Here is a 15,013-nt window from a genome sequence, read left to right on the forward strand (position 1 = left end):
CCTATTGCGACCGCGTGTTCGGCCGCAGGTTCTCCAGTTCCTCCAGTCGATAGCGGGCCCGGTCGTGGTCTGGGGCAATGCGAAGCACTTCGTGATAATGCCGCATCGCGTCTTCGACTCGGTTCTGCGTCGCGAAGACCCCGGCCAGGTTGTAATGCGCGTCGGCGAAATCCGGAGAAAGCCGCAGCGCCGCCTGAAACTGCTGCACCGCCTCATCGAGTCGTCCCAAGGAATCGAGAACAATCCCCAGGTTATTATGCAGAGCGGCATCTTCCAGGCCCTTCGACAGACCTTCGCGCAGAATCGCCTCCGCCTCGGCATGGCGATCCTGCATGGCAAGCAGCACGGCATGATTGTTCCTCGCCGGCAGATGCCCCGCGTCGATCCGCAGCACCTCGCGATACACCTGCTCGGCATCGCGCGTGCGCCCGGCCTTGGAGAGGATCACCGCCGCGTCAAAGAGCGCCGGTACGTCGCCCGGCGACAGACGAACCGCCGCGTCAGCATGCTCCGCGGCTTCGTTCACCTTGCCCACGCGAGAATACAGCCCCGCCAAATTCCGATGCGCCGCCGCATAGTCGGGCAGCAGCCGGAGCGCTTCTTGATACGCCGCGATCGCCTCGTCGGTCCGCCCCAGCGCCGCTAGGGCTACGCCGAGGTTCAGGTGTGTCGCCGCCCGGGTTGGCTCGATCCGAATCGCCTCCCAGTACGCCGCAGTCGCTTCGCCGTGACGGTTCTGAGCCGCCAGCAGATTGCCCAACGCGACATGCGAATCCGCCCGAAGCGGCTCAAGCTGGACCGCGGCGCGAAGATGCATCTCCGCCTCGCCGGGCGACCCCTCACGGGCCAGCGCGATCCCAAGACCCAGGTGAACCAGGTCCGACTTGGGCGCGATCGTGAGCATGTGGGCAAAGAGCGACCGAGTGTCGCGCCAATGACCCAATTGCCGCCGCGTCGCGCTTGTCTCCAGCGCGAGAACAAGCATCATCGGGACGATCAACACCACGGCCGATCGGTGTTTCCCGGCATTGAGTGCATTGATGCCCATCGTCAACCCAAACGCGACGAGCATCACAATCCCCAGCGCGGGAAGATAGACGAACTTGTCCGACGCGATCACTCCGCTGAATCCCACGAACTGCATCGTCGGCAGCAGCCCCACGACAAAGATCGCCAGGCAGCAGGCCGTCGCCCGCGAGCGCCTCAATGAGAGCGCCGCTCCGACCAAGAGCAGTGCCGTCACGATGACCCCCGCAAGCACCATCGGCTGCGATAGGCCCATCGGCTCCGGCACGGGGTAGTGCGGCGACAATTCCATCGGTCGGACGATCTTAAAAAGGTAAAACGCAACGTTATGACAGAACCGCAGCGGGATCTCGATCCACGAGTGCTTACCCGGCAGTTCGACGCCGAAGGTTCGGGCCTGCGACTCATAGGTGACGAAAGCCGAAAGCGCCGCAAAGGCAAAGAGCGGCAGCTTCTCGACGACAGACTGTCGCAATTCGCGCCGCAGCGGCCAATAGTCAACGAGCAGCATGATGACTGGTAGCGGAAGGCTCGTCGGCTTGGAAAGAATCGCCAGCACATAAGCGACAACGACGCCCGCATAGGCCGCTCGGCCCCGCGCCCGGGTGTAACGCACGTAGCACACCAGGCTCGCCAGGGCGAACATCGCCGCCAACAGCGTCTTGCGCTCGCTCACCCACGCGATCGGCTCGACTGTTAGCGGGTGCACCCCGAACGCGACCGCTGCCAGTCCCGCTGCCCACGGGCGTCCAAAAAACTGCAGTAGAAGGGTGAACAGGAGCAGCGAATTGACAACGTGCAGCGCCAGGCTCGTTCGATGAAACGGTCGCAAATTGTCCGCCGACCCGCCCATCGCCGCGTCGAGCATCAGCGAGACCATCGTCAGCGGCTGGTAATAGCCCCGCACGGTCGACGGCTCAAAGACCTCCGCAAAAAACCGCCCGGCCGAGTCAATCCCTGGCGATTTCACCAGTGGGTTGTCGATGAAGTATTCCTGATCGTCAAAGCAGAAAGCCCGCGCTGAAAGGGCCGGCCAATGCGTCCAAAGAATGCAATATGTTGTAAAGAGGGCTACGAAGGCGACGTGGGCGTGAATCCTGTCATTCCACACACGCACTACATTGGTGTAGCCCGAAGCCATAACGCGAACGATACCTTGGGTGCATAGCAGTACAACTTGGACATCAAGGAGAGCTATAACCGAATTTCGTTGATGGTGGCGGGATAAAAAAAGGCGGCGTACTCTCGGGACTTGTTCGAGGTTCCGAGCCGCCCACGATGGGCAGAGGAGTACGCCGATGCAGGAGAGTAACGAGTCGATCGAGACGATTCCAGTCCCCAGCCGAGACGTTTTGACGGAGATTCTGCGGGACGGGGCCCAACGGCTCCTGGGCCAGGCGATCGAGGCGGAGGTCGATGGCTGGATCGAAGGGCACGCCGATCTGCGCGATCCGCAAGGCCGCCGGCAGGTGGTCAAGAACGGCCATCATCCCACCCGGACCCTCGTCACCGGCGTCGGGCCGGTGGAGGTGACGCAGCCGCGGGTGTGGGACCGTCGGATCGTCGGCCGCGGCGAGGCCGGCGAAGCGTTGGATGCAAATGGCCAGGCCGTGGAGCGGTTCTGTTCGTCGATTTTGCCGCCGTACCTGCGGAAGACGAAGGCCATCGAGGAGTTGATCCCCTGGCTGTACCTCAAGGGCATCAGCACCGGAGACTTCAGCGAGGCCCTGCAGGCGCTGGTCGGTCCCCAGGCGGCGGGGCTCAGCGCCACGACGATCACGCGTTTGATGACGAGTTGGCAGGACGAGTACCAGTCATGGAATCGCCGCTCCCTGGAAGGCAAGCACTACGTGTACCTCTGGGCGGATGGGATTCACTTCAACATCCGCCTGGAGGAAGACCGGCAGTGCATTCTGGTGCTGATGGGCGCGAGGGCGGACGGCCGCAAGGAGCTGATCGCGGTGGTCGACGGCCATCGCGAGAGCGAGCAGTCGTGGTATTCGCTGCTGCTGGACTGCCAACAACGGGGCATGACGATCGACCCGAAGCTGGCCACGGCGGACGGAGCGCTGGGCTTCTGGGCGGCGCTGCCGAAGGTCTATTCGACGACCCGGGCGCAGCGCTGCTGGGTGCACAAGACGGCCAACGTGTTGGACAAGATGCCCAAGCGGGTGCAGACCGGCGCGAAGGCCAAGCTGCACGAGATCTGGATGGCGCCGACGCGGGAGAATGCGAACCAGGCGTTCGATCACTTCGTGGCCCACTACGCGGCCAAATACCCCGGCGCGGCCGAGTGCCTGGTGAAGGATCGCGAGGTGCTGCTGACGTTCTACGACTTCCCGGCCGAGCACTGGCGGCACCTGCGGACGACGAATCCGATCGAAAGTACGTTCGCCACGGTGCGGCTGCGTCACCGCCGGACCAAAGGCAACGGCAGTCGGATCGCGTGTCTGGCAATGGTGTTCAAGCTGTGCGAGTCCGCCGCGAACCACTGGCGGCTGCTCAATGGCGCGACGCTGCTTCCCGATGTCATCGCCGGTGTGAAGTTCGTCAATGGAGAAAAGGCCGAGAGAAACGCCGCCTGATTACCGCGTCATCAACGAAATTTGACCATTACTCCATCAAGGATTTGCTAAGAGATTGTTGATCAGGGGACTATGAAATCGACGAATTGTGCGACATCAAGTCCATTTACAACGGTATCGCCGTTGAAGTCTGCCGCGCAACTGCTTACATCATTGAGTACGGCGGCCACAAATCGTGGAAGATCATGCGCAGTGGTTACAACTCCGTCCGCGTCAAAGTCCCCTGTTCCGCAGGGGCCGCTGTATTCCCAAATATCGCTCGCCCGGAGGCCGGTTGTTTGGACATTACCACCGTAGAAAAGGCATACCCCACGATGTCGATCAAATACCATCGCATGTCTCTCTCGGCTGGAGGGACCAGGCACTAACCTTTGACTCCACTCGTTTCCATTCCATTCCCACGAGTCGTTACTCTTATAGGATCCGCTAAATAAAAACGTCGACTTACGAATGCCATTATACGCCATCGCATGACCCGTCCGGGGCGTTGGTCCGCTTGTTGATACAAGCGACCAGTCGGTTCCATTCCATTCCCAAGTTTCGCCATTAGCAGTCGCTCCGACTTGTCCGCCAAAGAGCACAATCAGGCTCCGTTCCGAATCGAAGACCATCGAATGTGCAATGCGAGGTGCTGGACCTTCAGTGCTGCGAAGGCTCCAGGACGTGCCGCTCCACTCCCATGTCTCGTTGCTTGCCGCACCTGAGCCAACATAGCCTCCAAACATTACTGCTACACCCCGTGCTGAATCGAAGGCCAGGGCGGGCAACTCGCGAGCCCAAGGATTGAGTCCGTTTGACTTTAGTGTCCACGTAGTACCATTCCACTCCCAAAGCTCTCGGCTTTGCGAACTCCCTGCGAATCCGCCGAACATGATCACTCTCGAACGAACACTGTCATAGGCCATCGCATGATTGGTTCGCGGCGCGGGTCCTGTGGTTGATTTGAGAGTCCAGCCTTCCCCGTCCCATTCCCAAGTATCTCCAAGATACGGCCCATAGGGTCCTCCGGCGTTGCCTCCGAAAAGAACCGTTCGCTGTCTGGCTGCGTCGTAGGCCATGGCGTGTCGATTCCGAATCGACGGGCCCGAGATAGAGCGGAGGCTCCATGAGCTTCCGTTCCATTCCCAGGTGTCGCCGTTAACGCTTCCAAACATAACGATGGAGCTATAACCGAATTTCGTTGATGGTGGCGGGATAAAAAAAGGCGGCGTACTCTCGGGACTTGTTCGAGGTTCCGAGCCGCCCACGATGGGCAGAGGAGTACGCCGATGCAGGAGAGTAACGAGTCGATCGAGACGATTCCAGTCCCCAGCCGAGACGTTTTGACGGAGATTCTGCGGGACGGGGCCCAACGGCTCCTGGGCCAGGCGATCGAGGCGGAGGTCGATGGCTGGATCGAAGGGCACGCCGATCTGCGCGATCCGCAAGGCCGCCGGCAGGTGGTCAAGAACGGCCATCATCCCACCCGGACCCTCGTCACCGGCGTCGGGCCGGTGGAGGTGACGCAGCCGCGGGTGTGGGACCGTCGGATCGTCGGCCGCGGCGAGGCCGGCGAAGCGTTGGATGCAAATGGCCAGGCCGTGGAGCGGTTCTGTTCGTCGATTTTGCCGCCGTACCTGCGGAAGACGAAGGCCATCGAGGAGTTGATCCCCTGGCTGTACCTCAAGGGCATCAGCACCGGAGACTTCAGCGAGGCCCTGCAGGCGCTGGTCGGTCCCCAGGCGGCGGGGCTCAGCGCCACGACGATCACGCGTTTGATGACGAGTTGGCAGGACGAGTACCAGTCATGGAATCGCCGCTCCCTGGAAGGCAAGCACTACGTGTACCTCTGGGCGGATGGGATTCACTTCAACATCCGCCTGGAGGAAGACCGGCAGTGCATTCTGGTGCTGATGGGCGCGAGGGCGGACGGCCGCAAGGAGCTGATCGCGGTGGTCGACGGCCATCGCGAGAGCGAGCAGTCGTGGTATTCGCTGCTGCTGGACTGCCAACAACGGGGCATGACGATCGACCCGAAGCTGGCCACGGCGGACGGAGCGCTGGGCTTCTGGGCGGCGCTGCCGAAGGTCTATTCGACGACCCGGGCGCAGCGCTGCTGGGTGCACAAGACGGCCAACGTGTTGGACAAGATGCCCAAGCGGGTGCAGACCGGCGCGAAGGCCAAGCTGCACGAGATCTGGATGGCGCCGACGCGGGAGAATGCGAACCAGGCGTTCGATCACTTCGTGGCCCACTACGCGGCCAAATACCCCGGCGCGGCCGAGTGCCTGGTGAAGGATCGCGAGGTGCTGCTGACGTTCTACGACTTCCCGGCCGAGCACTGGCGGCACCTGCGGACGACGAATCCGATCGAAAGTACGTTCGCCACGGTGCGGCTGCGTCACCGCCGGACCAAAGGCAACGGCAGTCGGATCGCGTGTCTGGCAATGGTGTTCAAGCTGTGCGAGTCCGCCGCGAACCACTGGCGGCTGCTCAATGGCGCGACGCTGCTTCCCGATGTCATCGCCGGTGTGAAGTTCGTCAATGGAGAAAAGGCCGAGAGAAACGCCGCCTGATTACCGCGTCATCAACGAAATTTGACCATTACTCATAACGATGACGCCGCGATCACTGTCGTAAGCCATCGAATGACCACTTTGCCCGGTCACGGGAGGCAGTAGCCGCCACTCGGAAGCTTGTGCAAGCGAAGAAAATGTTGATCTGTCGATCGTAAAAAGAATGAAAAGACACATGCCTGATCGAAACAACCTGCTTGCGCAGGTCGCCATTCTCAAGTTAAAGAAATGCCGCATAACATCGCCTATATATGGAATACTGTTGTAACCAACCATTTTGGCTCGCCGAAACCTAGTTGACAGATCAGATGACCCATTCTAGCTGCAGCCGGCGCGGGCATCATCGTGATTGCGCGATGCGTTACGTGCTTCCCGCCGCAATCAATTGGCCCTTACTTAGGTAGGAGTCTTTCGGGTTGGCCCTCAGATACCCTTGCTCAGCATCCGTCCCAATGGGTCGCATACTTATGGTAACTCAACAAACCCCTAATGTTCAAGGCCCCGGCGAATCGTCATCGCTATTCGGCAAGAGATCGAATCTGTTAAGGATTCCTTGAATCTCAGTCTAATTGAGTTCTACTTAACTCGACTTGTTTAGCTCGGCTACAGCCTCTCCGTAATACTCTTCCCCTGCATGAACAACTGCAGATAGTCCCGCCCGCCGGCCTTGCTGTCGGTCCCGCTCATGTTGAAGCCGCCGAACGGCTGGACATCCACCAGGGCTCCGGTGCACTTTCGATTGAGGTACAAGTTGCCCACGTGGAATTCGTGCCGGGCACGTTCCAGTTCCATGCGATCATTGGAGTAGATCGCCCCGGTCAGGCCGTAGTCGGTGCCGTTGGCGATGGCCAGAAGTTCGTCGAAGCCGCGGCCCTTAATGATCGCGAGGACCGGGCCGAAGATTTCCTCCTGTGCGAGCCGGGCACTCGGCTTGATGTCGTCAAAGATCGTCGGCGGAATGAAGAACCCGCCGGTCGGCGCCTTGGCGTCACCGAGCAGCATCTTGCCTTCTTTGTTTCCGATCTCGATGTAACTTTTGATCTTGTCAAACGCGGACTTGTCGATGACCGCGCCCATGTGGAAGTTTTCCGGCTTCGTCGGGTTGCCGATGGTCAGCTTTGACGCTCGATCGACGACCATGCGCACCAGTTCGTCGTGAACCTTTTCATCGACGATCAGCCGGCTGCACGCCGAGCACTTCTGACCCTGGAAACCGAATGCCGCCGCGACGACACCCTCCGCGGCCTCGTCGATGTTGGCCTTGTCAGTGACGACGATGCAGTCCTTGCCGCCCATCTCCAGAATCGTGCGCTTCAGCCAAAGCTGGCCGGGGTGCACTTTCGCGGCGCGCTCGAAGATGCGCGTGCCGACTTCGCGCGATCCGGTGAAGGCGATGAATCTCGTCTTCGGCGAATCGACCAGCGCGTCGCCCATCGCGCCGCCGCTGCCGGGGCAGAAGTTGACCACGCCCGGTGGCAGCATGATCTCTCCGAGCACTTCAAAGAACTTGGCTGCGATCACGGGGGCGGCGCTGGCAGGCTTGAGGACGACGGTGTTGCCGGTGACAAGGGCCGCGGAAGTCATTCCGGCCATGATCGCCAGCGGGAAGTTCCACGGAGGGATCACGACGCCAACGCCCAGCGGCATGTAGCGCAGCTCATTCTCTTCGCCGCAATACGGCGAGACCGGCTGCGCCGGGCCGAGTCGCATCATCTCGCGGCCATAAAACTCCAGGAAATCTATGCACTCGCAGGTGTCGGCGAAAGCCTCGATCCACGACTTGGACTCCTCATAGACCATCCACGCGGAGAATTCATAGACGCGGCGACGAATCGCGGCGGCGGCGCGAAGCAGATATCGGGCGCGCACCTCAGGAGCGACGCGCGACCACGACTTGAACGCCTCCTCGGCTGCCGCCAGCGCGGCGTTGGCCTCGTCGAGGCCGGCCTTGCTGACCAAGCCGATGATCTGATCGTTCTTGGCGGGGTTGATCGACTCGATTTTCGCGCTCGTCTCCACTCTCTTGCCGCCGATGCGCAGCGGATAGCTGCGGCCAAGCTGCGACTCGACGAGCTTCAAAGCGTCGAGCATCGCCTGGCGCGGCTCGGGCCGGCTGAAATCGACGTATTCTTCCGGATAGTACGGCGTAAGCATCTGTCACCTCATAGACTCATGGCAGTCTGGTCCTGCCAACATGGGTAGGATAGCACAGGATTTAGATCGCCACGAGTCGTATCTCTCCGCTTATGGCGCTGCGGGGGCATCCTGACCGGTACGACCGGCTGGTTTTAGGAGTTTTTCGGAGATGATAAAACGTGCCAACTCCTCGGCAATGATGCGCGAACCCTCCGGGCTCGGATGAACCTCGTCGTTGAAGAGCGTTTCGGCCGGCGTCTTCGTCCTGTCGGCCCATTCGACAAATGCCTCGGTGACGTCCAGGTGCGGCACGCCTTTCGAGGCCGCCCATCCGTTCAATCGGGCGATGATCCTCTTGGCGCCCGCATCCGGCGGCATTTTTATTCGAATCGGCAATGAGAGAAGCACCCACGGCACGCCGGCCCGTTTGCAGGCCTTATCAAAGTCACTCAGATCTTCGAAGATTCGGTTCCATGCCGTGACGATGCGCGGGGGAAGAGTCTCCTCAAAAAACGTTTCAAACCCAATATGCTCATTAGGCGGCGCGCCAAAGACATTCTCATTCGTCCATAATCCGTGTTCCCGAATCTGTTTCGCTCGATAGCGATCCCAGTAATGGGCAGCCATTCGTGCCAGACCGCTGATATGATTCAGCGGAGGATATTCCCGGATCCACGGTCGTCCGCGAACCAATCTGCCTTCCGTATTGAGGACGTCGAGCAAGTCATTCAGACAAAAATTGAGCACCACCAGATCGGGCGAGAGCTTCAGACCTTCATTCTCAAGATAGTCCGCCTCTTGCCACGTTGTGTACCCCGTGCAGCCGGCGTTTACCATCCGCACTGAGTAAGTCGGCAAGGCCGTCGCAAGAAGCGGATGGATAAGCCGGACATACGTCTTGTCTTCCGCTAACCCCAGCCCGAGCGTGATCGAATCTCCGACGAATAGAACGCGAAATTCCCCCTGGGGCTTTTTGATTGGAAACTCTTCGCCGCGAAGTCCTAGCGAGTTAATTCGCGTTGGCATTCCGAAATAATCGCCGGTTGCCATCGGCCGATGGCTCCATCCGCGTGTGGGATGAGGTTGAAGGACCGTATCCCGGTCATCCGGTGGGGGGAAGAAAACCCCGGCAATTACATCCAGCGATATCGGCATGAATAAGATGCAGGTGATCAAGAGAATTCGCGGGCCCTTCAATGTGACATTTCGCCGGCGTCGAATAAAGAGAAAACCCGCCAATGCCACCGAGGCTGTAACGGCATGCACGCACATCGCAACGTACAGCGGAATAACCTGCGTAGGAATAAACCCATCCGTCGTTGGTAGAATTCGAAACAATGCGTTTGTGATGAAGGTCACGGCGGCCGCGTAGCACGCGAGTACCAACAGAATAGCCCGGCACAGTCGAGCGTGATCCTTTTCCGGTCCAGGCTCAAGAGCTCGATCGTCAGGTATCTCGCATCGCGTCATGACCGGGACTCGTTGGATAATCTGGGGTTGTCTTGCCGTTGGGCATGATCCGCTCGTGCGTCCTGCGGCAGGCTCATTGTACATGCCGCTCGAAGTTGGGGACATGCCGGCGACGCAGACGGAATGAGCCGCTCTTACATGCCGCCGGGCAGGCAACGCCTGTTGCATTGCTTGTGGGCTGCATCGGCGTCGCTATGATGGCTCGCTCCTTGAGGCAAGAAAGGCTGATTCATGTCAACGCACGGGAAATTGCTCGTCTTCGCAGGCTCAGGCAGCGGAAAATTTACGTCCGCCATTTGCAAGAACCTCAAGGTTCGACCGGGCCGCTGCGAGACGACCTTTTTCTCCGAGGGCAATACCTTTGTCCGTGTCGGCGAAAACGTGCGCGGCCGGGACGTCTATTTCGTCCAATCGCTCAGCTATCCGGTTAACGATCACTTCATGGAGATACTCTTCTTCATCGATGCCTTCAAACGCGCTTCCGCCAACAGTGTCACGGCGGTGATCCCGTTCTTTGGATATGGCAAGGGCGACAAGAAAGACGAACCTCGCGTGTCCATTCGGGCCCGCGTATGCGCCGACTGCCTGGAGGCGGCGGGCGTGGATCGCATCGTCACCATGGACCTCCACGCACCGCAGATCCAGGGATTCTTTCGCGTCCCGGTGGATCATCTCTATGCGCTGCCGGTGATCGCGGCGCACTACAAGCGTAAAATGCGACAGCCCGACGATTGGGTGGTGGTGGCCCCCGACGTGGGTGCGGCCGGCATGGCCAACGCCTATGCAAAATTCTTCGGGGCCAAGACGGTGATCGCCGAAAAGACGCGCGAGGGCCATCGCGAGAAAGCCTTCGTCAATCGCATCATCGGGCACGTGAAAGGAAAGCACGCCCTGATCGTGGACGACTTCACCATCACCGGCGGGACGCTCATCGCGACGGCGGAGCGTCTCAAGAAGGAAGGGGCCCGCGATATCTTCGCGGCCGTTGCACACGGCGTGATGAGCGAGGGGTCGACGGCGAAAGTGGACGCCAGCCCCATCAAGGAACTCGTCATCACCGACACCCTTGAATATAGATTCGAGCCGTTGTCAAAACGCGTAAAAGTGATTTCGGCGGCCCCGCTCTTTGCCCGGGCCATTCGAAACATTCACCAGCAGACGAGTGTTTCGGGATTATTCGAACAATAGTGGTCGGTTGGGGTTTCGCCCGGCGGCCGGCGCTGGATCACTCCCGCGAATCAGTCCTGCTCGGTTACGAGCGACAAGGAAGTCCGCTTCGTTCGTCCGTTCGATAGCATCCGGGATATTTGATCAATCGCCTGATCGATGTCGGGCATGTGCGGATGCAGTTTCATCACCGCTTCATATTGCCCAAGAGCCTCGTCATAGCGACCTAACGCGACGAGGCAGTTGGCCATATTCGCCAGCGCGCCAAAATGGGCTGGGTTCAAGTCGATTGCGCGCTTCGCGTCGCGCATAGCCGCCTGATAGCGCCCCAGAAGCGAGTACGCCTGGCTCCGCTGGTGATAGGCCTCGGCGAAATGTGGAAAGGTCTTGATCAGGGATGTAAGCAGGGGAATGACGCTATCGCTTTCCTTGTCGTGAATGAGCGGAGCGATTTTCGTAAGTACGCCCTGTGCGACCGGGCCCGCGGCACGAAACCAAATCGACCACAGCGCGTCCTCGGCCAGCGAAATGAGTCGCGGGTCATCGCGATGCAGCAACTCTAGCAGCGCCGGACAAGCAGACATGTCCCCCACAAGGCCCAGTGCGATCGTCACCACCTGAATCGTCTCTGCGTCGTGTGATTCGAGAAACAAGGCAAGGCAATCCGCCGACCACGAACCGTCGAGGTCTCGGGCAAGTCCCGCAAGGTCATCCCTTAATAAATAAGGGCGTGCGAACTCCACGAGCTTTCGCGCGGCGATGTCTTGTTCGTCCATGTGTCCTGATCCCCAGACGACTGGTACATCGACCATATCAGAATTCCTGCCGCCAAGGCAAGGGAGCAGCGACCGATTTCGATGAGATAGTTTCCAAACAAGAAAGGACCAACGACTACCATCCGTGGGTCGCGTAAAACCAAGTATACGCCGCTCAAAACGCGGGTCAAACGGGCCTCCCTTTGCGACCGGCGAAAACCGCGATAGCATGGCTGAAAACCGTGATGCGCCGTGAGAAATTATCTGACTGTTTGACCCGGCGCAGGAAGATTTGACGCACCCCCAGTTGCAAGCCCATGAACTCAGAATTCCTCAAAGACCTTTTCGAATCCGTTCGCTCCGGAAAAACATCGGTGGAGCACGCCGTCGCAAGGCTGCGTGACCTGCCCTACGAGTCCATCGGTTTTGCCAATGTCGATCATCACCGGGCAATCCGCTGTGGCTTTCCGGAGGTGATCTTCTGCCCCGGCAAGACCGCCGAGCAGGTAGCCTCCATCTTCGAGAAGCTCGCTGGCGCCGGGGGAAATGTCCTCGCGACGCGCGCCACCGCCGGCCAGTACGAAGCCGTGCGAAAGGCATCGCCAAATGCCGAGTTCCACGAGACCGCGCGCTGTATCACGCTCCGCCAGCAAACCGCGGCGCTGTCGACGGGCATCATCGCCCTGGTCACCGGCGGGACAAGTGATATGCCGGTCATTGAAGAAGCCCGGGTGACATGCGAAATCATGGATCAGCGCACGCAGCCGTTTTATGACGTCGGCGTCGCGGGGATTCATCGCCTGCTCAGTCAGTCAAAAGAACTGCGGGCCGCGCGGGTGGTCATCGTCGCCGCCGGCATGGAAGGGGCGCTGGCCAGTGTAGTCGGCGGCCTCGTTGCGGCGCCGGTCATCGCTGTGCCGACCAGCGTGGGATATGGAGCAAGCTTTGAGGGGCTCGCCGCCCTGCTCGCCATGCTCAACTCCTGCGCGACGGGAGTGGCCGTCATGAACATCGACAACGGTTTCGGCGCCGCTGCCCTGGCGGCAAAGATCAATCGCCTCGGCGAACCATCGACCGGCTCCTAGGCGAGCGAAGCAGCCTATCCATCGCGCCGAACGTGCTCCGAGGCCGGCTCGATGAGTGCCGATAAACCACGGTCTAATGGGACTTCGCGCGTATGTATCAATCAAAGCCTCGACTCCGCCGGATTTCGGCCCTTCCCAGGCTTTCATCCCGCGCCAAAGACGCCCACAAGGGCTCTTTCGGTCGCGTCCTGGTGATCGGCGGTTCGCGCGGCATGATCGGCGCGCCGGCTCTGGTGGCGAATGCCGCGCTGCGCAGCGGAGCGGGCCTTGTCACCGTGGCATGTCCCCGCTCCATTCAACTGGCCGTCGCCGCGCTCTGCCCCTGCGCCACCTCACTCCCGCTCCCCGAAGACGCGCAGGGCACCCTCGACCCGCGGCAGGCGATGGAAAACCTTCACGATCACGGCTTGCTGAATGAGCCCACCGCGCCCTCCGTCGTCGCCATCGGACCGGGCATCGGCCGTGGTGACAGTGCGTTTGACGCCGCAATGACACAATTGATCAATTCCTTCGGCGACGATGCGAGGACGCCCGTCGTCCTGGATGCTGACGCACTGAATGTCATGCACAAGTCCGTCGGCGACGGCGCAGGCTGGGATCGCGCTCTGCACTTCCGCACCGTGATCACGCCGCATCCCGGCGAGCTTGCGCGGATGCATGGCGTCTCGACGGCCGAGATTCAGGCGGATCGTCAGGAATACGCCGTCAAGACGGCGCGAGAAATGTCCGGCGGCAAAGACCACCCGGATTATCGCGCTGTGGTCGTCCTCAAGGGCGCCGGCACCATCGTCACCGACGGCGTAAACCTCTACGTCAATAAAACCGGCAACCCCGGGATGGCTACCGGCGGTAGCGGCGACGTGCTGACCGGCATCATCGCCGGATTCATTGCACAGCGGATGTCAGGCTTTCATTCCGCGATTCTGGGCGTTCACCTTCACGGTTTGGCCGGCGACCTTGCCGCAAGGTCACTCGGCAAGGTGTCAGTGATCGCAACAGACCTGATCGATCACCTGCCCGACGCATTCAAAAAGCTTCAGCGATAAACACTTGCCGCCTCGATCCTTCAAGAAAATCCTGATGCCGCGAAAATTTTCGCGTGAGCGTTGAAACCCTTCGACGTTTGTAGTAGGATGACGACACTTGTAGTAGGTTGGACCCCTTCGAGGGGGCCGCGCAGGTGTAAGGGAATATCCCATGACCGACCGACAATACGATTTGGGTGATGCCGAGCTGGAGGTCCTCAAGGTCTTGTGGGACCAGGGGCCGGCCACCGTTCGCGATGTCATGAACGTCCTGCACGACCGCGGCAAGAAGGTGGCCTACACCACCGTCCTGACTTTCCTGTCGCGGTTGGAGCAGAAGGAGCTTGTGGCCAGCGACAAGTCGGGCCTGGCCTACGTCTATAAGCCACTGGTCTCGCGCGACAAGATCACTCGAAATCGGCTAAAGACACTGGTCAAACAGCTCTACAACGGTGCGGCGGGGCCATTGGTCTTGCAGTTGATCAAGACCCAGCGCTTTACGCCGGATGAGATTGACGCACTCCAGGATTTGATAAATCGATTGGACGCGGGAGACAACCGCTCGGACTCGTGATCGATCACCGCCGTGATATGGACACGGCCTTGATAGGGGAGCGACGCTGATGGGGTCCTGGACCTCATTCCTAATCGACGCACTTTGGCGAAATGCACTGGCGGTGATCCCGCTGGTGCTCATCGTCGCGGCGGCTTGCCGATGGCTGCCATGTCGACCGCCCACCAGACACGCCCTGTGGTTGTTCATCTTGGCATGGCTGGTCGTGCCGCCGATGCTGCCGTCGTTTGTACCGAGCAGGGGGCCTGATCTCGCCAGCGATCCGATTGTTCGCGCTCCAACAGATGTGCAAAGCGCCGCCCCGAACTCAGAATCATTGCCCTCCATCGCCGATCGGCGATCTCAAAGGCATCAACAAGCTCCCACTCCACCCTGGACAGAAGACTCGGCTCCGCTCCATCAGCCGGCGAGGCTCGCCTCGGCTGCGGACGTGGTCGGGTCTCTGTCCGCCCAGGGGTCCGAGCCTTCCATTTCCCATCCGTTACCGACGGACATACAGGAATTGCTGACGTGCTTGCCCCGGGTCGATGACTTGAAAGGTCGTCTACCTAAATCTGAGAATTGCTCTCAAAGCTGTGATCTCCCGTCTTCGTGTTCATCGCCCTCAAAGACCCGATCGGCGCTGGGTGATCTAT

General features: G+C 60.2%; 10 protein-coding genes and 1 pseudogene. 6 read left to right on the plus strand and 5 right to left on the minus strand.

The window, feature by feature from the left end:
• Position 1 precedes the first annotated feature (1 nt).
• A complete protein-coding gene (locus HS101_12190; protein ID MBE7507023.1) occupies positions 2-2,167 on the minus strand; it encodes a tetratricopeptide repeat protein in 2,166 nt (721 codons plus the stop codon).
• A 157-nt stretch (positions 2,168-2,324) separates the two neighbouring features.
• On the opposite strand from HS101_12190, the gene HS101_12195 reads away from it, so the two are divergent.
• Positions 2,325-3,611, plus strand: a complete 1,287-nt coding sequence (locus HS101_12195) for an IS256 family transposase (protein MBE7507024.1) — start codon at positions 2,325-2,327, stop codon at positions 3,609-3,611.
• An 860-nt stretch (positions 3,612-4,471) separates the two neighbouring features.
• Here the strand turns inward: HS101_12195 and HS101_12200 are convergent.
• Positions 4,472-4,669: pseudogene (locus HS101_12200) on the minus strand (hypothetical protein).
• Between the two features lie 210 nt (positions 4,670-4,879).
• On the opposite strand from HS101_12200, the gene HS101_12205 reads away from it, so the two are divergent.
• Positions 4,880-6,166 carry an IS256 family transposase gene (locus HS101_12205; protein ID MBE7507025.1) on the plus strand — a complete coding sequence of 429 codons (1,287 nt, stop codon included), beginning with the start codon at positions 4,880-4,882 and terminating at the stop codon, positions 6,164-6,166.
• 603 nt (positions 6,167-6,769) lie between these two features.
• On the opposite strand, the gene pruA is transcribed toward HS101_12205, so the two are convergent.
• Positions 6,770-8,320: an L-glutamate gamma-semialdehyde dehydrogenase gene (gene pruA / locus HS101_12210; GenBank protein ID MBE7507026.1), complete on the minus strand. Its 1,551-nt coding sequence runs from the start codon at positions 8,318-8,320 to the stop codon at positions 6,770-6,772.
• A 90-nt stretch (positions 8,321-8,410) separates the two neighbouring features.
• Positions 8,411-9,328: a hypothetical protein gene (locus HS101_12215; GenBank protein ID MBE7507027.1), complete on the minus strand. Its 918-nt coding sequence runs from the start codon at positions 9,326-9,328 to the stop codon at positions 8,411-8,413.
• 675 nt (positions 9,329-10,003) lie between these two features.
• Between HS101_12215 and HS101_12220 the strand changes: the two genes are divergently transcribed.
• Complete coding sequence (locus HS101_12220) at positions 10,004-10,960, plus strand: ribose-phosphate diphosphokinase (GenBank protein ID MBE7507028.1); 957 nt, start codon at positions 10,004-10,006, stop codon at positions 10,958-10,960.
• Between the two features lie 50 nt (positions 10,961-11,010).
• Here the strand turns inward: HS101_12220 and HS101_12225 are convergent, their stop codons facing one another.
• Complete coding sequence (locus HS101_12225) at positions 11,011-11,715, minus strand: tetratricopeptide repeat protein (protein ID MBE7507029.1); 705 nt, start codon at positions 11,713-11,715, stop codon at positions 11,011-11,013.
• Positions 11,716-12,011: 296 nt separating this feature from the next.
• Here HS101_12225 and larB point away from each other — a divergent pair, with 296 nt between their 5' ends.
• From larB to HS101_12240, 3 genes are all read left to right on the plus strand, one after another.
• Positions 12,012-12,779, plus strand: a complete 768-nt coding sequence (larB, locus tag HS101_12230; GenBank protein MBE7507030.1) for a nickel pincer cofactor biosynthesis protein LarB — start codon at positions 12,012-12,014, stop codon at positions 12,777-12,779.
• Between the two features lie 92 nt (positions 12,780-12,871).
• Positions 12,872-13,825 carry an NAD(P)H-hydrate dehydratase gene (locus HS101_12235; protein MBE7507031.1) on the plus strand — a complete coding sequence of 318 codons (954 nt, stop codon included), beginning with the start codon at positions 12,872-12,874 and terminating at the stop codon, positions 13,823-13,825.
• A gap of 151 nt (positions 13,826-13,976) precedes the next feature.
• Positions 13,977-14,378 (plus strand): BlaI/MecI/CopY family transcriptional regulator, encoded by a 402-nt coding sequence (locus HS101_12240; protein MBE7507032.1) that lies wholly within the window; start codon positions 13,977-13,979, stop codon positions 14,376-14,378.
• Positions 14,379-15,013 lie beyond the last annotated feature (635 nt).

This window comes from Planctomycetia bacterium, assembly GCA_015075745.1.
Lineage (GTDB): Bacteria > Planctomycetota > Phycisphaerae > UBA1845 > UTPLA1 > UTPLA1.